Genomic DNA, 18,895 nt, shown 5'->3' with positions numbered 1-18,895 from the left:
TATACTATTACAAGTCAAGGGGCGCCCCCGTGCAGACCGCCGACCGATCGACCCCCGCCTTCCAGCCGCATGACCACGCCCACTGCGCCGGCGACGGGCTGGCGCGCGCCGACGCATTGGCCCGCGAGCGCGGGCTGCGGCTGACGCCGGTGCGCCGCCGCACACTGGAGATATTGCTCGAGGCGCACCGGGCGCTGGGCGCCTATGACGTGCTGGAACGGCTGGCGGCCGAAGGCTACGGCAACCAGCCGCCGGTCGCCTATCGCGCGCTGGAGTTTCTGGTGGAACAGGGGCTGGCGCATCGCATCCGGCGGCTGAACGCCTTCACCGCCTGCATGCACCCGGGCGAGGCCCATGCGCCGGCCTTCCTGATCTGCCGGTCGTGCAGCGTGGTGGCCGAAGCCCCGGCCGCCCCGGTGCGAGCGGCGCTGGACCGGGCGGCGGCCGATCTGGGCTTCGTGATCGAGCGCAGCAACATCGAGGCGCTGGGCCTGTGCCCCGCCTGCCGCGACGGGGTTGCGGCGTGAGCCTGATTGCCGCCGACCGGATCAGCGTCCGGCTGGCCGGGGCAGAGGTGCTGCAGGGCGTCAGCCTGTCGGTCGCTCCGGGCGAGATCGTCACGCTGATCGGGCCGAACGGGTCGGGCAAATCGACGCTGCTGCGGGCGCTTCTGGGCATCGTGCCGCTGGCTTGCGGGCGGGTCAGCCGCAAGGCGGGGCTGCGCATCGGCTATGTGCCGCAGCGGTTGCAGATCGACCGCAGCCTGCCGCTGACGGCAGGGCGCTTCCTGTCGCTGCCCGAGCGGCGCAATGCGGCCGACACCGCGGCAGCGCTGGCGCGGGTGGGGGTGCCGGACGTGGCCGGGCGGCCGCTGCTCGCGCTGTCGGGCGGGCAGTTCCAGCGGGTGCTGCTGGCGCGGGCTCTGCTGGTGGCGCCCGACCTGCTGATACTCGACGAGCCGACGCAGGGGCTGGACCAGCCCGGCGAGGCCGCGTTCTACCGGCTGATCGCCGAGGTGCGGCAGGAAACCGGGGCGGGGGTACTGATGGTCAGCCACGATCTGCATGTGGTGATGGCGGCATCTGACCGGGTGATCTGCCTGAACGGGCACGTCTGCTGCGAAGGGACGCCGCGCGTTGTCTCGAACGCGCCGGAATACCGGGCGCTGTTCGGGCTGGGCACGCAGGGGGCACTGGCGCTGTATCAGCATCAGCACGATCATGACCATGACCACGGCCACGGGCATGACCATGCCCATCCGCACGAGGCGGTCAGGTTGCGGGAACATGGCGATGCTTGACGATTTTCTGTTGCGGGCGGTGCTGGCGGGGGTCGGGCTGTCGCTGGCGGCGGGGCCGCTGGGGTCTTTCGTGGTGTGGCGGCGGATGGCCTATTTCGGCGATGCCACGGCCCATGCCGCCATTCTGGGCGTGGCACTGGCGCTGGCGACCGAATTGCCGGTGGGGCTTGGCACGCTGCTGGTGGCGCTGGCGATGGCGGTGACGGTTTCGGCGCTGGCGGCGCGCGGCTGGGCGATGGACACGACGCTGGGGGTGCTGGCGCATTCGGCGCTGGCGCTGGGGCTGGTGGCGGCGAGCTTCGTGCCCGAGGTGCGCTCGGACCTTTCGGCCTGGCTGTTCGGCGACATACTGGCGGTGTCGCGCGGCGACCTGGCCTTCATCTGGGGCGGGGCGCTGCTGGTGGCAGGGCTGCTGGCATGGCGCTGGTCGGGGCTGCTGACCGCGACGCTGAGCGAGGATCTGGCCCATGCCTCGGGCGTGAACCCGGACCGCGAGCGGCTGATCCTGACGCTGGCGCTGGCGGTGGTGGTGGCGGTTGCGCTGAAGGTGGTGGGGGCGCTGCTGATTGCCGCGCTGCTGATCATCCCGGCGGCGGCGGCGCGGGGCTTTGCGCGCACGCCCGAGGCGATGGCCGGAATCGCGGTCGCAATCGGGGCGCTGGCGACCTTCGGCGGGTTGCAGATGTCGCTGGCTTTCGACACCCCGGCGGGGCCGTCGATCATCAGTGTGGCGGCGGCGGTTTTCGTGGTGTCGGCGCTGGCGGGGCAGATGCGGCGCGGGTGACCGCAGCGCGCGAATTTTCTACGAAAATTCGGACAGCGGGGCGAAGGGCGCGAATTTTCGTAGAAAATTCGGCGTCGGCAGGGCCGCCGCGTCGCGAACCGGTCACCATGTCGTTTTCGGCTGGCAATGGTCGGGCGGACTTGCCCGGCCTTCCGGCGTTAGGGCATGTATGGGGCGAACCGTTCCACTGGGAGTCTGCGCCGATGAGTGCCCCGTCCAAAACCCATGTCAAAGCCCTCGTCGTCGGTGGTGGCGCAGTCGGCACCGGCATCGCCTATCATCTGGCGAAGGCGGGCTGGGACACCATGCTGGTCGAGCGCGACGAACTGACCAGCGGCTCCACCTGGCACGCCGCGGGGCTCTTGCCGCTGTTCAACATGGGCTATGCCACCACCCACATCCACAAGTATTCGGTCGATTTCTACAAGGGGCTGGAGGCCGAGACCGGGCTGAACCCCGGCTTCTACGTCGTGGGCAACCTGCGCATGGCGCAGACGCAGGAACGGATGGACGAATACATGCTGTATTCCTCGGTCGCGGAAAGCGCCGGGGTGCATCATGAATTCCTGACCCCGGCGCAGATGAAGGACCGCTGGCCGCTGGTGCGGACCGGCGACCTGAAGGGAGCACTGTTCCACCCGCAGGACGGCTACATCAACCCCGCCGACGTGACGCAGGCGATGGCCAAGGGCGCGCGGCAACTGGGCTGCACCATCGAGCGCCGCATTCAGGTGAACGGCTACCGCTGGACGGGGTCGGAGTGGGTCGTGACCTGTGCCCGGATGGTCGAGACCGGCGGCAATCTGGTGGCCTCGGACGACACGTTCGAGATCACCGCCGAGCATGTGGTGACCGCCACCGGCAACCACGCGCAGCGCACCGCGCGGCTGCTGGGCATCCGCATCCCGGCGATTCCGGTCGAGCATCAGTATATCGTGACCGAGCCCGACCCCGCGCTGGTCGAGTGGCGCAAGACCAACCCGCAGCACCCGGTGCTGCGCGATGCCGATGCCAAGTGGTATGTGCGCGAAGAGCGTGGCGGCTGGATTCTGGGGCCCTATGAGCGCAACGCTCCGGCCCGGTTCCTCTACGACGTGCCGCAAAGCTTCCGCGCCGACCTGTTCCCGCTGGATCTGGAGCGGATCGAGGTGGAATACATGTCGATGATCCACCGCCTGCCCTCGTCGGAGACCGTGGGGCTGAAGGATGATTTCAACGGCCCGATCTGCTACACGCCTGACGGCAACCCGCTGGTCGGCGCCGCCCCCGGCCTGCGCAACATGTGGCTGGCCGAAGGCTTCAGCTTCGGCATCACGGCGGCGGGCGGCACCGGCTATTACCTCGCGCAGATGATGGTGCAGGGCGAGGCCGAGATCGACATGGCAGGCCTTGACCCGCGCCGCTTCGGCGGCTGGATGACCACCGAATATGCCGCACGCAAGAACGAGGAATGCTACGACCACGTCTTCATCCTGCACCATCCCGACGAGGAACGCCCGGCCTGCCGCCCGCTGCGCACCGCCCCGGTCTATGACCGGCAGGTGGCGCTGGGGGCGCAGTTCGGCCAGGTGAACGGCTGGGAGCGGCCGAACTACTACGGCCCCGTTGGCGCGCCCGAGCATTTCGACCATGACTCGCGGTCGTTCCGCCGGGGTGCCTGGTGGGAATATGCCAAGGCCGAGGCCGAGGCGCTGCGTTCTACGGCAGGGCTGATCGACGCCACCGCCTTCACCAAGCACATCGTGCGCGGGCCGGGGGCGACGGCGTTTCTGGACTGGTTCACCACCAACAAGCTGCCTGCCGTGGGGCGGATCAACCTGACCTATGCGCTGACGCCCACCGGCACCACGCGGACCGAATACACCATCGTGCGCAACGGCCCGGACGACTACTATCTGGTCAGCGCCGGGGCGTGGACGGCCTATGATGCCGATTACATGAGGAAATGCGCCGAGGACAAGGCGCCCGAGTTCGGGCACATCGACATCCGTGACGTGACGACGCAATGGGGTGTCTTCGCGTTGGCCGGGCCGAACGCGCGTGCGATCCTGCGCGAGATCGTAAAGGATGCCGACCCCGACAGCGTGCTGTCGAACAAGCGGTTCCCGTGGCTCTCGGCGCGGCGGATCGAACTGGGCATGTGCCCGGTCAGCGCGATCCGCGTCGCCTATACCGGCGAGCTGGGGTGGGAGCTGCACCACCCGATCGAGATGCAGCGCTACCTGTGGGATCTGCTGCTGGCTGCGGGGGCGAAGCACGGCATGAAACTGGTCGGCGCGCGGGCGCAGAACTGGCTGCGGCAGGAAAAATCCTATCGCGCCTTCGGGACCGAGCTTGGCCGCGATGCGACTCCGCTGGAGGCGGGGCTGGACCGTTTCGTGGACCTCACGAAAGACTTTCAGGGCAAGCAGGCGATGCTCGACACCGGCATTCGGGCGAAATGTGTCACCGTGCTGATCGACGGGCCGACGGATGCCGACCCCTGGGGGAAAGAGGCGCTGTTCCACGATGGCGCCAAGGTCGGGCGGCTGACCTCGGGCGGCTGGTCGGTCGCGTTCGGCAAGCAGATCGGCATGGGCTATGTGCCCCCGGCGCTGGCGACGGTGGGCACAAGGCTGAAGGTGCGGATGCTGTTGCAGGACTGGGATGCGGTGGTGGTCGAAGACAGCCCCCACGACCCGGCGAACGCCCGCATCCGCATCGACGGCTAGGGGCCGGGGCGGCGGATCACTCCGCCGCCACCGCGTCGCGCGTGTCGGTCACGATCAGGGAACAGGCGCCGCAGGCCGTGGCGCCCACCTGCCCGAACCAGCGGCAGGTCGCCCGGATGGTGCAGGGCGGCAGGTCGGTGCCCGGTTCCTCGCCCAGCGCCGCAAGGTGCGCCAGGGCGCGGTCGATCACGCCGCAGCGCGTTCCGGTCCATTGCGTGCAGCCCGAAGTCTGGCAGCGCGCGGCAAAGCGCATCCGCGACTCTGGCGGGCCGTGCCGACTGGCCTCTTCCAGAAAATCCGTATCGACTGTCAGGGTCGTGCGCAGGTTGCTGATCCGTCCGTCCGGGCCAAGAAAGCCGAGCAGGGTGGCCCCGGGTGCGGCTGGCGCACTGGGGCAGGCGCGCGGCTCTGCGTCCCGGGCGGCGGGGGCGCCGCCCGGCGCGGTCACATCCCGCCCCTGGTCTGCAGGAACGAGCGCCCGATCTGCAACTCGCCTTCGAGGATCGAGTCGAAGTCGAGGCGGGCGATCAGCCCCCACCACTCGCGCGGGAATTTGGTGATGAAGGGCTTTTCGATCCTGAGCCGGGCCATATGGCCAAGGACCATCTTCTGCATGTCGGCCGCAATCTCGGCCTCGGCTTCTTTCGGCAGGGCGATATCGCCCAGATCAACCACGAAACGGGTCATGTTCTCCTCCAAGATTTTTCGCGGAAATGGATGCGCGGCAATACTCTGCGCAGAATCACCATAGCACAGAATCTCCCATGGGGCGAGTTTGTCGCAGGTAGGGAATACCCGACGATTGCGCGGCTACCGCGTGCGGCGCGCCAGCCAGTCGGCCCAGGCGGCGGCCGACCCGTGGAACACGTTGATGTCGGTCTTGCCGGGGCTGCCCGGCACCAGCCCGGTGCTGGTGTATTGCCAGAAGGTCCAGGGCCGCCCGCCGTAAAGTTCCGCCGGGTGGGCCGCGACCGAGCGCAGCCAGTATTCGGTGCGCGGCACCAGCCACATCTGGTTGTCGCGGTAGAAGTCGATGCTGGTGTAAAGCAGCGGGCGCTGGCCGTAGTGACGTTCCAGCGCGTCAAGGAAGATCGCGGCCTCGGACCGGATATGGCTGGCGGCCGGGCGCAGGGTGCAGGTCGGGGAAAACGGCGTCCATTCCATGTCGAGCACCGGCGGCAGCGCGCCGGGCGTGCGCGGCACGTTGGCGATGAACCAGCGCGCCTGTTCGGCGGCCGGGCGGCAATGGTAGTGGAAATGGTAGGCGCCGCGCGGCACGCCAGCCCGCCCGGCGGCGCGCCAGTTGGCAAGAAACATCGGGTCAACCAGATCGCCGCCTTCGGTCGCCTTCAGGAAGGCAAAGCTGACCCCCGCCGCCCGCGCCGTCGGCCAGTCCACCAGCCCCTGAAAGCGCGACACGTCGATGCCGTGCACCGCATGGTCATGTGGTGTTCCACCGCTCCACGGATGCGGGTCGGCATCGGCGAAGCGCGGCGGCTGAACGGCGACGGGTGGGGCACCGGGTGCGGCCTTCGGGCCGGGGCTGCCGCAGGCGGCCAGAAGGGCAAGGGCGCAGGCGGCAAACATCAGGGGAAGGCGCATGGGTGTCGGGATCCTGGTCAGGTGCGCGCCATCGTTGCCCAGCGCCCGCCCGATGTCACCCCCGATTCGGGCGCCGCTGCTGGTTGCCCGGGAAGTCCTGCGCCGTCACCGCGCCGTCGCCGTCGCGGTCCATCATCGCCAGCCAGTCGGAGGCGCGGGCCAGAAACTCGTCGCGGCTGACCATGCCATCGCCGTCGGCGTCGTTGAACACCCGCTCCATCCCGGCATTGGCCGACCCGTTGCCGCCCATGCCCAGGCCCAGGCCCTGACCACGCCCGAAGCCCTTGCCGCGCATGTCATGGCCCATGCCGTTCCGTTCGCGCGCGTTGGCGCGGGCCTCGTCCAGCAGGTCGTATTCGGCACCGGTCAGGCGGCCATCCTCGTCGGCGTCAAAGCTGGCAAAGACATTGCCGCGCTGTTCGGTGGCCTCTGCAACCGTCACGCGGCCGTCGGCGTCCAGATCCCAGACCGCCATGAAGTTCTGGCCCGGGGTGCCGGTCTGGGCAAGGGCACCGCCCCCGGCCAAGGCGATTCCGGCGGCGATCAACGAGATACGGTTCATGATGCACTCCTTCACATTCGCTTGCGTGCATCTGTGAAACGCGCCGGCCCGCACCTTCCGTTGCGGGCCGCCGATTTATCGTAGAAAAATCGTCACGCCTCGGTGGCAGACAATTCGTCCCAGGCGGCCATTGCCTTGGCGGCATACATCAGCGCCGGGCCGCCGCCCATCTGGATGGCCATGGCCAGCACGTCGCCGCATTCCTCGCGGCTGGCCCCGGCCTTGACCAGCGCCTCGACATGCAGCCCGATGCACGCCTCGCAGCGTTGCGACACCGCGATGCCCAATGCCACGAACTCCTTGGTCTTGTGATCCAGCACCCCGCCTTCCTTGACGCCCTTCGACAGGGCGCCGAAGCCCTTGGCGGTTTCGGGGATGGCGCGGTTCAGCACGCGAAGCTGGTCGCGGATGTCGCTGTTCTTGGTCTTCCAGTCCATGGGGCACTCCTTTTGCGGTCGGGGCAGGGGTGCCATGCCCGGGCCAGGTGTGCCTTGATGTATATCAATGCTTGAATGTGACAATCATCAGATTGTTGGCGGGCATTTCGACAATCCGCAATCCCAGCCCGGCCGCCGCCAGACGGCCTTCGACCCAGGCCAGATCCTTGTAGCCGATGCGCGCATCCTGCGCCTGCAGGCTGGCGTGGAAGGCCGCGTCGCCCTCGCTGGTGGTTTTCCCATCGCGCAGGAAGGGGCCATAGATCAGCAGCTTGCCGTCCGGGGCCAGCGCCCGCGCCGCCTCGGCCAGCACCACGCCTGCGTCGGCCTCGGGGATCAGGTGCAACAGGTTGACCAGCAGCACCACATCCTGCCCGGCCCAACCGGCCCCCCAGCCGGGCTGCGCGGCATCGAGCAGCACCGGGGCGGCCAGGTTCACGCTGTCCGCCGCCGCACCCCATGCGGCGATCGAGGCCAGCGCACCCGGATCGGCATCGGTCGGCTGCCAGTCGAGACCCGGCAGGGCGGCGGCGAACATCGCGGCGTGCTGCCCGGTGCCCGACGCCAGTTCCAGCAGCCGGCCCCGCGCCGGAGCCTCGGCCCGCAGCACGGCAAGAATGGCCGCCGCATTGCGTTCGGCCGAAGGCGCGTGGCGGCGCCCGTCGGGCGACACCGGCGCGCCGGAATCGGGCAGCCGCAGCGTCATGCGAACCGCGCGGGCGACAGCGCCGCCACAAGTCCGGCATCAAGCTGCGGCGCGCGCCCGCCGATCAGGTCGGCGGCCAGCGCGCTGGCGGCAGGCGAGGACTGGAAGCCGTAGCCGCCCTGACCCGCCAGCCAGAAGAACGCAGGCTCGGCCGGGTCATGCCCGATCACCAGCACCCGGTCGGGCGAAAAGGTGCGCAGGCCCGCCCAGTTCGCCAGCAGGCGGGTCACCGGCTCGGTCACCATTTCCTCATAGCGTGCCAGACCCTCGGCCAGCACCATGTCGTCGGCAAAGGCGTCATGTGCCGTCATCGGGTGTTCCTCGGCCGGCGAGACGATCAGCGCCCCGGCGTCGGGCTTGGCATACCACGCCTCGCCCGCGCCGAAGATCATCGGCCAGCGCGACACGTCCTGCCCGCCCGGCGCAGGTATCCGCGCCATCGAGCGGCGCAGCGGCGTGAAGCCCAGCGGCGTCACCCCGGCCATCGCCGCCACCTGGTCGACCCAGGCCCCGGCGGCGTTGACCAGCAGCCCAGCCGCATGGTCGCCCGTGGCGGTGGAAACCCGCCAGCCCGCCCCGTCGCGCGCGATGCCCGTCACCCGCGCCCCGGTCACGAGGCGCGCCCCGTTGCCGCGCGCCACCCGGGCAAAGCCCTGCAACAGCCGGTCGGTGTCGATGTCCCAGGCGTGATCGGCATGGGCGGCGAAGGCCAGGACTTCGGCGTTCAGCACCGGCACCATCGCCAGCGCCTGGTCGAGCGGAATCGGGGCCAGATGCATCGCCTCGGCCTCGGCCGCGATGGTGGCGCGATCCTCTGCCCGCCCGACGATCATCATGCCGCGCGGCGACAGGATGCCTTCGGTCTGGTGGAAATAGTCGCCCGAGGCGAGCGACAGTTCCACCACCGGCGCCAGCCCGTAGCGCGGCTCGTAAAGGGCGGCCGATCGGCCCGAGGCGTGGTGTGCCAGCGCACCCTCGGCCTCCAGCAGCAGGACGGACCCGAGCGCGGACAGGCGCGCCGCCGCAGACACTCCGGCGATGCCGCCGCCGATGATCAGAAAATCATGTTTCATGCGGCGCACCCTGCCACCGCTGCCCGGAAAGGAAAAGGGGCGGCGCACAGCGTCACCCCTTCCCGTTGCGTCCCGGTTCCCTTGCCCGTTGCGGGCCTTCGTGCGCGGGCTCTGCCCTTCTTCACGGCCTTCAGCCTCGCGATGCCCGACGCCCGCATCGCCAGTTCTTCCTTCAGCGGCCCGGTTGAGCCGTGCCTTGCTTTACAGATGAAGTACTTTCCGGAGCCGGTCTTGGCAAGATGAACCCGCGTGTCCGGGGGGCAGACAGCCCCCCGGTGCCGGCCAGACAAGTCTACTTCGGGCCTACTTCGGGATGTCGCCCGAAATGCCTTCGACAAAGAAGTTCATCCCCGCCAGCGTTCCGTCATCGGCCACCGCGCCTTCGGCCAGCCAGTCGCTGCCGTCCTGCTTTTTCAGCGGGCCGGTGAAGGGATGGTAGCTGCCGTCGCCGATCGAGGCGGCCAGCGCCTCGGCCTCGGCCTTCACCTCGGCGGTCACCGCATCGGTGATCTCTCCGATCTCCACCTCGCCGCCGCCGATCCCGGCCCAGGTGTCCTTCTGTTCCCAGGTGCCGTCGATCACCGCGCCGACGCGCTCGACGTAATAGGGGGCCCAGTTGTCGATGATCGACGACACGCGCGGGCTCGGCTTGTATTCGGCCATGTCCGACGCCTGGCCGAAGCCGATCACGCCGGGGGTCTTGGCGGCCTCGGCCAGCGGGGCGGTGGAGTCGGTGTGCTGCAGGATGACATCGACGCCCTGTTCGATCAGCGCCTTGGCGGCATCGGCCTCTTTCGCCGGGTCGAACCAGGTGTAGGCCCAGACCACCTTGATCTCGACCGCCGGGTTGACCTTCTTCGCGTGGATGTAGGTTGCGTTGATGCCCTGGATCACCTCGGGGATCGGGAACGACCCGATATAGCCGATCTTGTTCGATTTCGTCATGCGGCCCGCGATGGTGCCCATCACGGCGCGGCCTTCGTAGAAGCGCGCGTTGTAGGTCGAGACGTTCGGGGTCTCGCGCTTGAAACCGGTCGCATGTTCGAATTTCACATCGGGGAACTTGGCGGCGACCGCGTTGGTCGCGTCCATGAAGCCGAAGGAGGTGGTGAAGATGATGTCGCAACCCGACAGCGCCATCTGCGTCAGCACGCGTTCGGCATCGGCCCCTTCGGGCACGTTTTCCTGATAGGCGGTTTCGACCTTGTCACCAAAAGCGGCTTCGACCGCCAGCAGGCCCTGATGATGCTGGAAGGTCCAGCCGCCGTCGCCGATCGGCCCGACATAGACGAAACATGCCTTGGTCTTGTCTTGCGCCAGCGCCGCCCCGCCCGCCAGCGACAGGCCGAGGCCAAGGGCGGCGGAGGTGAGAAGTGTTCTGCGTTTCATTCGGTAGGCTCCCGTTGGGCGGGGCTTGCTGCCCCGGTAAGTTTGGGCCTCAGCGCGAGGCGTGGAAGTTCCGGCCAAGGGCGGCAGGGGCGGCCAGCGCCCCCTTGCCCCGGTCGCGCGACATGATGACCAGCACGAGGATGGTTATCAGATAAGGGGACATCGACAAGTATTCGACCGGAATCCGCGCCCCCGCCGCCTGCAGGTTAAGCTGCAACACGGTGATTCCGCCAAACAAATAGGCACCGAGCAGGACGCGCCACGGTTTCCACGAGGCGAACACCACGATCGCCAGCGCGATCCAGCCCGCGCCCGCGGTGATGCCGTCGGTCCATTGCGGCACGCGGATCAGGCTGATGTAGGCCCCCCCCATCCCCGCCATGGCACCGCCGAACAGGATCGCCAGCACCCGGATCCGCACCACCTTGTAGCCAAGTGCGTGCGCCGCATCGTGGTTTTCGCCCACTGCGCGGATCACGAGGCCCATGCGCGAATAGCGCAGCACCCACCACACCGCTGCGATCACCGCGACCGACAGGTAGACCATCGGGTCATGGCGGAACAGGATCGTGCCCAGAATCGGAATCTCGGCCAGCGGCCCGAAGGGCACGGTGCCGGTGGCGGGCGGCTTGATGCCGACATATCCCTGCCCGATCAGCGACGACAGTCCCAGCCCGAACAGCGTCAGCGCAAGGCCGGTCGCCACCTGATTGGCCATCAGGATCTGCGTCAGCAGCGCGAAGATCAGGCTCAGCCCCGCGCCGCCCAGCGCGCCGCCAAAGAAACCCAGCACCGGGCTGCCGGTTTCCACCGCCGCGACAAAGCCGCAGATCGCGCCCATGATCATCATGCCCTCGACCCCGAGGTTCAGCACGCCGGCCTTTTCGACCACCAGCTCTCCGATCGCCGCCAGCATGATCGGCACCGCCGCCACCATCAGCGAGGCGACCAGCACGGCGGGGTTGATTGCGCTTAGGTCCATCAGGCGACCTCTCTCTTGCCAAGGCGGATGCGGTAGTTCGACAGAAGGTCCACCGCCAGCAGGAAGAACAGCAGCATTCCCTGAAACGCCTGAATCGCCGCCGATGGCAGGCCCAGCATGAACTGCGCCAACTCGCCCCCGATATAGGTCAGCGCCATCAGCAGGCCCGCCAGCAGGATGCCGACCGGGTTCAGCCGACCCAGAAAGGCCACGATGATGGCGGTGAAGCCGTAGCCCGAGCCGAAGTCGATGCTGATCTGCCCGGCCGGGCCCGCAACTTCGAACAGCCCCGCCAGCCCCGCCAGCCCGCCCGAGATGCCAAGACAGATCAGCACCAGCAGGTTCGGCCTGACCCCGGCAAAGCGCGCGGCGCGCGGGGCCTGCCCGGCCAGCCGGATCGAAAAACCCAGCATGTGGCGTTGCAACAGCACATAGGCCGCGATCACCGCGAGGATGGCCGCCACCACGCCCCAGTGCATTCCGGTGCCCGCGATCAGCTCGGGGTTGGCGGCACTGGGATATTGCGACAGGTTGCGCGAGCCGGGAAAGCCGCCGCCTTCGGGGTTGCGCAACGCACCCAGCGCCATCGACGCCAGCAGCGACTGCGCGACATAGACCAGCAGCAGCGAGACCAGGATCTCGTTGGTGCGGAACTTCGTGCGCAGTATCGCCGGAATCATCGCCCAGATCCAGCCGCCGAAGGCCCCCGCCAGCACCATCAGCGGAAGGATGAACCACGCCTCCATCGGATAGAACGCCAGCCCCACGGCGGCGCCGAAGATCGCCCCCATCATGTATTGCCCCTCGGCCCCGATGTTCCAGATGCCCGCGCGAAACCCCAGCGACAGCCCGATGGCGATCAGGATCAGCGGCCCGGCCTTGACCAGCAGTTGTGGCCGCGAATAGGCGGCGAATTGCGGATTGAACAGCGGGTCCCAGAAGATGGTGCGGATCGCCTCGACCGGGTTCTTGCCCAGCAGCGCGAACAGGATGCCGCCCGCGATCATGGTCAGCGCCACCGCCAGTACCGGGGTCGCCGCCGTCCAGAAGCGCGACGGGTTGGGGCGGCGTTCAAGCGTGAGCATGTGCCACCTCCATGCCATGCGCGCCGCCCATCATCAGGCCGATTTCCTCGATACTGAGGCCCTGCACCGGACGGGGGGGCGACAGCCGGCCCTCGTTCAGCGCGGCGAAGCGGTCGGCAATCTCCAGCAATTCGTCAAGATCCTGGCTGATCACCACCACCGCCGCTCCATCCGCCGCGCGGTCAAGGATCGCCTGCCGGATCGCGGCGGCGGCGCTGGCGTCCACCCCCCAGGTCGGCTGGTTGATCACGATCACCCCGGGCGACTGGCTGAGCTCGCGCCCGACGACGAATTTCTGCAGGTTGCCGCCCGACAGCGCACGCGCCGCGACCCAGGTGCCGGGGGTTCGCACGTCGAAGCCCTTGACGATCTCCTCGGCAAAGCCGCGCGTCGCCGCCCAGTCGATGAAGCCGTGCCGCGTCAGCCCCTTGCGCACCGCGCCCGACAGCAGGGCATTCTCCACGAGGCTCATGTCGGGGGCGGCGGCATGGCCCAGCCGTTCCTCGGGCGCCGCGACCAGCCCGGCCCGGCGCCGCTCGTTCGGCCCCTGGTCGCCATAGCCCGCGCCGTCGATCTTCACCGCGTCCTTCGTGCTGCGCAACTCGCCCGAAAGCGCCAGCAGCAACTCGTCCTGCCCGTTGCCCGCCACCCCGGCGATGCCCAGCACCTCGCCCCGCCGCACCGAAAAGCTGATCTCTTTCAGCGAGGTGCCGAACGGGATCGGCGATTTCACCGAAAGCCCCGTCACCTCCAGCGCCACGGCGCCCTTGGGCGTCGCGTGCCGTTCGGGCGGGCGCAGCACGGCGCCCACCATCATTTCCGCCATCTCGCGCGCCGTCTTGTCGCGCGGGGTGCAGATGTCGACCACCTTGCCGCGCCGCAAGATCGTCGCCTCGTCGCACAGCGCCCGGATCTCCTCAAGCTTGTGGCTGATGTAGAGGATCGCGGTGCCCTCGGCGGCAAGCTGGCGCAGGGTGTGGAACAGGATGTCAACCTCCTGCGGGGTCAGGACCGAGGTCGGCTCGTCCATGATCAGCAGCTTCGGGTCCTGCAGCAGGCAGCGGATGATCTCGACCCGCTGGCGCTCGCCCGCCGACAGGTCGCCCACCATCCGCCCGGGGTCGAGCGGCAGGCCATAGTCTTCAGACACCGCCCTGATCCGGGCGGCCAGCGCGCCCATCGCGGGCGGGTTCTCCATGCCCAGCGCGACGTTTTCCGCGACATTCAGCGCCTCGAACAGGCTGAAATGCTGGAACACCATTCCCACACCGGCGGCACGCGCGGCGCGCGGCTCGGCCGGGGCATAGTCGGCCCCGCGCAGCAGCATCCGCCCGGCATCGGGCTGCACCAGACCGTAGATCATCTTGACCAGCGTCGATTTGCCTGCGCCATTCTCGCCCAGCAGGGCATGCACCTCGCCCGCGGCGATGCTGAACGACACCTCGCTGTTGGCCACCACGCCGGGATAGGCCTTGGTCAGCCCCTCGACCCGCAGCAGGTTTTCCCGGTTTCCCGTCATCGCGCATTTTCCTTCCGGGTTGCGGTATTGGCCTTATTTTTCAATACATCGGCGGCAACGCCCACCGCAATCGCCTGCGGATGCTTGCCGTATGCCGGATCGCCGATGGGGCAGCGGATGCGGGCAATCGCCGCATCGCCGTGCCCCAGCGCGCGCAGCCGTGAACGGAACCGCGCGGCCTTGGTCACCGACCCGATCAGGCCGAGGCCGGCAAAGCCATGCAACAGCAGGCGGTGGCAAAGCTCCAGATCCAGCGCGTGCGAATAGGTCAGCACCAGATGTTCGGCCCCAGGCGGCGCATGGGCCGCCAGCGCCGCAGGGTCTGCCGCCCACAGCGCATCGACGCCCTCGGGCAGCGGGTCGGGAAAGCGGTCGCGGCCAACGTCGATCCAGGTCAGCGCCAGCCCCGGCAGGGGCGCCAGCACCGCCACCAGCGCCCGGCCGACATGCCCGGCCCCCCAGATCCACAGGCGGCGGTCGGCCTGCGCCACCGGCTCGACCATCCAGCCCTGCACCAGTTGCGCGACGGGCAGCACGCCCTGTCCCCGCGCCCGCGCCAGCAGGCGCTGCACAGCCAACGGCATCGCGCTGCCATCCACCGCCCGGGCAATCACCTCGCCCGACAATGCTGCCACCGAAAACGCATCATGCACTTCGGTCAGCAGCGTGACCGCCCCGCCGCAGCACTGCCCCAGCGCAGGCCCCAGCAAGGCCCGGTCCAGCCGTGCGCCGCCGGTCCCCAGCAAGGCCCGCGCCCGCGCCATCGCCTGCCACTCCAGCGCGCCGCCGCCGATGGTGCCCGAACTGCCGTCGGCCCAGACCAGCATCACCGCCCCGACCTCGCGCGGCGACGACCCGTCGCAAGCGGCCACCACCACCCGCGCCACCCGGTCGGCCGCTGCCACCGCGGCCCGCAGGCCTGCCAGATCGAAGCCGCGCTCAGCCATGCCGTTGCCGCATCACCGCCGCCAGCACCCGCTCCGGCGTGGCCGGTGCATCCAAGGCCGGATAAACGCTGCCATTGCCGCAGGCCGCCACCGCATCCGACAGCGCCATCAGCGCCGAAATTCCCAGCATCAGCGGCGGCTCGCCCACCGCCTTCGACCGGCCCACCGTATCCTCACGGTTCTCGCGGCCCCACAAGGCGACATTGAACACCGGCGGGCGGTCGGAACAGGCGGGGATCTTGTAGGTCGAAGGTGCGTGGGTGCGCAGCCGCCCCTTGGCATCCCACACCAGCTCCTCGGTGGTCAGCCAGCCCGCGCCCTGGACATAGCCGCCCTCGATCTGGCCGATGTCGAGCGCGGGGTTCAGGCTGGTGCCGACATCGTGCAGGATGTCGCAGCGCAGGATGCGGTTCTCGCCGGTCAGGGTGTCGATCGCCACCTCGGTCACCGCCGCGCCATAGGCGAAATACAGGAACGGCCGACCGGCTCCGCGCAGCCGGTCCCAGGTGATCTTGGGCGTGGCATAGTAGCCCGTGGCCGAAAGCGACACCCGCGCCGCATAGGTCATCGCTGCCGCCTCGGCAAAGCTGTAATCCGCTCCTGCCACCCGCACCCGGCCCCCGGCAAACACCACCTCCGCCGCCTCTGCCTGATGCCGCGCCGCCAGATGCGCCGCCATCCGGTCGCGGATCGTCTCGCAGGCCACCTGCGCCGCCATGCCATTCAGGTCCGACCCCGAGGAGGCGGCGGTGGCCGAGGTGTTGGGCACCTTGCCCGTATCGGTCGCGGTGATCCGCACCGCCCCGGAATCGACCCCGAACACCCCCGCCGCCACCTGCGCCACCTTCTGGAACAGGCCCTGACCCATCTCGGTCCCGCCATGGTTCAACAGGATCGACCCGTCCTGATAGACATGCACCAGCGCCCCGGCCTGGTTGAGATGGGTCAGCGTGAAGGAAATCCCGAACTTCACCGGCGTCAGCGCGATCCCCCGCTTCAAGACCGGGCTCGCCGCATTCCACGCCGCAATCGCCGCCCGCCGCGCGCCGTAGTCCGAGTTCCGCTCCAGCGCCGCCACCAGCTCCTGCCCGATGAAATCCTCCACCGGCATGTGATAGGGCGTGGTCTGCACTCCCGGCGGGCAGGCAGGCAGCGCGCCATGCACCGACACATCCTCCGCCCCGCGCGAGGTCAGATCCGCCTCGGGATCGGCACGCCCTCCCCCCTTCTCATTGGCCCAAATACCCTCGGGGGGCGCGGGGGGCAGACAGCCCCCCGCCCTGTCCGCCATCCCGGCATAGAAATTCGCGCGCCGCACCGCCAGCGGGTCCAGCCCCAGCGCAAAGGCGATATGGTCCATCACCCGCTCGATTCCCACCATGCCCTGCGGCCCGCCGAAGCCGCGAAAGGCGGTGGCACTGGCGGTGTTGGTGCGCAGGCGGTGACTTTCGATCCGCACCGCGGGCAGGAAATAGGCGTTGTCGGCGTGCAGCATGGCGCGGTCGGCCACCGGCAGCGACAGGTCGAGCGACCAGCCGCAGCGGATCAGGTGGCGGAACGCCACCCCCGCCAGCCTGCCCCCGGCGTCGAACCCGGCGCGGTAGTCGATGCGCAGGTCGTGGCGCTTGCCGGTGATCACCATGTCGTCGTCGCGGTCGTAGCGCATCTTGCAGGGCCGCCCGGTGGCGCGGGCGGCCCAAGCGCAGGCTATGGCCAGCGCGTTGCCCTGGCTTTCCTTGCCGCCGAAGCCGCCGCCCATGCGCCGCACTTCGACCCGCACCGCGTGCATCGGCACGTGCAGGGCGTGGGCGACCTTGTGCTGCACCTCGGTCGGGTGCTGGGTGGAAGACTGCACCACCATGTCGCCGCCCTCCTGCGGCAGGGCCAAGGCGATCTGGCCTTCCAGATAGAAATGCTCCTGCCCGCCAACCTCGATGCTGCCCTCGACAACACGTGCCGCCCCGGCAATCGCGGCCTCCGCGTCGCCCTTCTGCCAGATCACCGGGCCGGATTCGAAGCGGCTGCCCGCCGCCAGCGCGTCATCGACCGTCAGCAGGGCGGAGCGTTCGTCGTAAGCTACCCTGCCCAGCAGGGCCGCCCTGCGCGCGGCAAGGTGGCTGTCGGCCACCACCAGAAACACCGGCTGGCCGACGTAATGCACCACCCCCTGCGCCAGCAGCGGCTCGTCATGGGCCGAGGGGCTGCAATCGGGCATCGGGTCGAAATCGTCCGGGCCGAACACCGCCTCCACGCCGGGGGCGGCGCGCACCGCCGAAAGGTCCAGCGCGGTGATCGCACCATGCGCCACCGCCGACAGCCCGAAGGCCAGATGCAGCGTGCCGGGCGGCACCGCCAGATCGTCGATGTAGCGCGCCTGCCCGGTGACGTGCAGCGGGGCCGCGTCGTGCGGCAGGGGGCGGCCCGCGCTCATGCCGTGACCTCCAGCACCGAGACCGGGGTTCCGGCGAGGTCATGGAAATACCGCAGCAGCAGATTCTGCGCCACCTGCAACCGGTAGGCGGCCGAGGCGCGCATGTCGGTCAGCGGAGTGAAATCGGCGGCGAAGGCGGGCAGGGCGGCCTCGACCCTGGCAAGGCTCCACGGCTGGCCCAGCAATGCCGCCTCGACCGCCGCCGCGCGTTTCGGGATGCCCGCCATGCCCCCGAAGGCGATGCGGGCGGCGGTGACGCGACCGCCCTCCCGAGTGATGTTGAAGCAGCCGCAGACCGCCGAGATGTCCTGATCGAAGCGTTTCGAGACCTTGTAACAGCGCAAGGCGGGCGCGTGGGCCGGGATCGTCACCGCCTCGACAAACTCGCCCGGCGCGCGGTCCTGCTTGCGGTAGTCGAGGAAGAAATCCTCCAGCGGCATCGCGCGGCGCACGCCGCCCCGGCGCAGGTGCAGCGTGGCCCCCAGCGCGATCAGCGCGGGCGGGCTGTCACCGATCGGCGAGCCGTTGGCGATGTTGCCGCCGATGGTCGCGGCATTGCGCAGCTGCACCGAGGCGAAGCGGCGCAGCAGGTCGGCAAACGAGGGGTGCAGCGGGCGCAGTGCCGCCATCAGGTCGGTGATGCTGACGCCCGCGCCAATGCGCAGGGTGTCGCCCTGCCGGGTGATCTGGCGCATGTCTGCAATGCCGACGAGGAAGGCCACGTCTCCAAGCTCGCGCAACTCCTTGGTGACCCAGAGGCCGACATCGGTGGCCCCGGCGATCAGGGTCGCGTCGGGATGGGCGAGATACCAGTCTGCAAGGGCGTCGGTCGTTTCGGGGTGGCCGGCATCCATGGGTATTTGGGCCAATGAGAAGGGGGAAGGGGCGGTCATCCAGCCGGGCACCGGGGCGGATTCTGCCGCCTTTGCCGCGCGGATGATCGGGGCGTAGCCGGTGCAGCGGCAGAGGTTTCCGGCCAGCACGTCGTCATGGTCGCGGCGGCCCTGCGCGTGGGCGACGGCCATCGAGACCACGAAACCGGGGGTGCAGAAGCCGCACTGGCTGCCGTGGTGGTCGATCATCGCCTGCTGGACGGGGTGCAGGCCGCCGTCGGGGCCGCTTATGCCCTCGACGGTGCGGACCGATTTGCCGTGAAGCTGCGGCAGGAACAGGATGCAGGCGTTCAGCGCGCGGGGGCCTGCGGCATCGCTGACCATGACGGTGCAGGCGCCGCAGTCGCCCTCGTTGCAGCCCTCTTTCGTGCCCGCAAGGCCGCGCGTCTCGCGCAGCCAGTCGAGAAGTGTCCGCGTCGGGCTTTCGCCCGCGATACGGACCGGCGTTCCGTTCAGCAGAAACGCGATCTCCAT

The 18,895-nt window shown here is 69.2% G+C and carries 18 protein-coding genes; 4 read left to right on the top strand and 14 right to left on the bottom strand.

Features of this window, described 5'->3' with window-relative positions:
- Window positions 1-29: 29 nt before the first annotated feature.
- The 4 genes from RNZ50_06100 (at window position 30) to RNZ50_06085 (ending at window position 4,795) form a co-directional block, all read left to right on the top strand.
- Entirely contained in the window at window positions 30-527 is a 498-nt protein-coding gene (locus RNZ50_06100) for a Fur family transcriptional regulator (GenBank protein ID MDT8854608.1), read from the top strand.
- Entirely contained in the window at window positions 524-1,300 is a 777-nt protein-coding gene (locus tag RNZ50_06095) for a metal ABC transporter ATP-binding protein (protein MDT8854607.1), read from the top strand. The genes RNZ50_06100 and RNZ50_06095 overlap by 4 nt, the downstream gene beginning before the upstream one ends.
- Window positions 1,293-2,084: a metal ABC transporter permease gene (locus tag RNZ50_06090; GenBank protein MDT8854606.1), complete on the top strand. Its 792-nt coding sequence runs from the start codon at window positions 1,293-1,295 to the stop codon at window positions 2,082-2,084. Before RNZ50_06095 ends, RNZ50_06090 begins: the two co-directional genes overlap by 8 nt.
- 203 nt (window positions 2,085-2,287) lie before the next feature.
- On the top strand, window positions 2,288-4,795 hold the full coding sequence (locus RNZ50_06085; protein ID MDT8854605.1) for an FAD-dependent oxidoreductase: 2,508 nt from the start codon (window positions 2,288-2,290) through the stop codon (window positions 4,793-4,795).
- Between the two features lie 16 nt (window positions 4,796-4,811).
- Here the strand turns inward: RNZ50_06085 and RNZ50_06080 are convergent, their stop codons facing one another.
- The 14 genes from RNZ50_06080 to xdhA form a co-directional block, all read right to left on the bottom strand.
- Window positions 4,812-5,243 (bottom strand): hypothetical protein, encoded by a 432-nt coding sequence (locus RNZ50_06080; protein ID MDT8854604.1) that lies wholly within the window; start codon window positions 5,241-5,243, stop codon window positions 4,812-4,814.
- Window positions 5,240-5,482, bottom strand: a complete 243-nt coding sequence (locus RNZ50_06075) for a hypothetical protein (protein ID MDT8854603.1) — start codon at window positions 5,480-5,482, stop codon at window positions 5,240-5,242. Before RNZ50_06075 ends, RNZ50_06080 begins: the two co-directional genes overlap by 4 nt.
- Window positions 5,483-5,605: 123 nt before the next feature.
- Complete coding sequence (locus RNZ50_06070; GenBank protein MDT8854602.1) at window positions 5,606-6,397, bottom strand: GH25 family lysozyme; 792 nt, start codon at window positions 6,395-6,397, stop codon at window positions 5,606-5,608.
- 55 nt (window positions 6,398-6,452) lie between these two features.
- Window positions 6,453-6,959, bottom strand: a complete 507-nt coding sequence (locus tag RNZ50_06065) for an EF-hand domain-containing protein (protein ID MDT8854601.1) — start codon at window positions 6,957-6,959, stop codon at window positions 6,453-6,455.
- Between the two features lie 92 nt (window positions 6,960-7,051).
- Window positions 7,052-7,396, bottom strand: a complete 345-nt coding sequence (locus tag RNZ50_06060) for a carboxymuconolactone decarboxylase family protein (GenBank protein MDT8854600.1) — start codon at window positions 7,394-7,396, stop codon at window positions 7,052-7,054.
- 64 nt (window positions 7,397-7,460) lie between these two features.
- Complete coding sequence (locus tag RNZ50_06055; protein MDT8854599.1) at window positions 7,461-8,102, bottom strand: DUF938 domain-containing protein; 642 nt, start codon at window positions 8,100-8,102, stop codon at window positions 7,461-7,463.
- Window positions 8,099-9,175, bottom strand: a complete 1,077-nt coding sequence (locus RNZ50_06050; protein ID MDT8854598.1) for an FAD-dependent oxidoreductase — start codon at window positions 9,173-9,175, stop codon at window positions 8,099-8,101. The genes RNZ50_06055 and RNZ50_06050 overlap by 4 nt, the downstream gene beginning before the upstream one ends.
- A 303-nt stretch (window positions 9,176-9,478) precedes the next feature.
- Window positions 9,479-10,564 carry a BMP family ABC transporter substrate-binding protein gene (locus RNZ50_06045; protein MDT8854597.1) on the bottom strand — a complete coding sequence of 362 codons (1,086 nt, stop codon included), beginning with the start codon at window positions 10,562-10,564 and terminating at the stop codon, window positions 9,479-9,481.
- Window positions 10,565-10,613: 49 nt separating this feature from the next.
- Window positions 10,614-11,546, bottom strand: coding sequence for an ABC transporter permease (locus RNZ50_06040; GenBank protein MDT8854596.1), 933 nt, complete (start codon window positions 11,544-11,546; stop codon window positions 10,614-10,616).
- Complete coding sequence (locus tag RNZ50_06035; GenBank protein MDT8854595.1) at window positions 11,546-12,631, bottom strand: ABC transporter permease; 1,086 nt, start codon at window positions 12,629-12,631, stop codon at window positions 11,546-11,548. The genes RNZ50_06040 and RNZ50_06035 overlap by 1 nt, the downstream gene beginning before the upstream one ends.
- Window positions 12,618-14,150, bottom strand: a complete 1,533-nt coding sequence (locus tag RNZ50_06030; GenBank protein ID MDT8854594.1) for an ABC transporter ATP-binding protein — start codon at window positions 14,148-14,150, stop codon at window positions 12,618-12,620. Before RNZ50_06030 ends, RNZ50_06035 begins: the two co-directional genes overlap by 14 nt.
- Complete coding sequence (xdhC, locus tag RNZ50_06025; protein ID MDT8854593.1) at window positions 14,147-15,097, bottom strand: xanthine dehydrogenase accessory protein XdhC; 951 nt, start codon at window positions 15,095-15,097, stop codon at window positions 14,147-14,149. Before xdhC ends, RNZ50_06030 begins: the two co-directional genes overlap by 4 nt.
- Entirely contained in the window at window positions 15,090-17,528 is a 2,439-nt protein-coding gene (gene xdhB / locus RNZ50_06020; protein MDT8854592.1) for a xanthine dehydrogenase molybdopterin binding subunit, read from the bottom strand. The genes xdhC and xdhB overlap by 8 nt, the downstream gene beginning before the upstream one ends.
- On the bottom strand, window positions 17,525-18,895 hold the full coding sequence (gene xdhA / locus RNZ50_06015) for a xanthine dehydrogenase small subunit (GenBank protein MDT8854591.1): 1,371 nt from the start codon (window positions 18,893-18,895) through the stop codon (window positions 17,525-17,527). Before xdhA ends, xdhB begins: the two co-directional genes overlap by 4 nt.

It is taken from the genome of Paracoccaceae bacterium Fryx2 (assembly GCA_032334235.1).
Classification (GTDB): domain Bacteria; phylum Pseudomonadota; class Alphaproteobacteria; order Rhodobacterales; family Rhodobacteraceae; genus JAVSGI01.
This window is presented reverse-complemented; position numbering and strand designations above follow the sequence as displayed.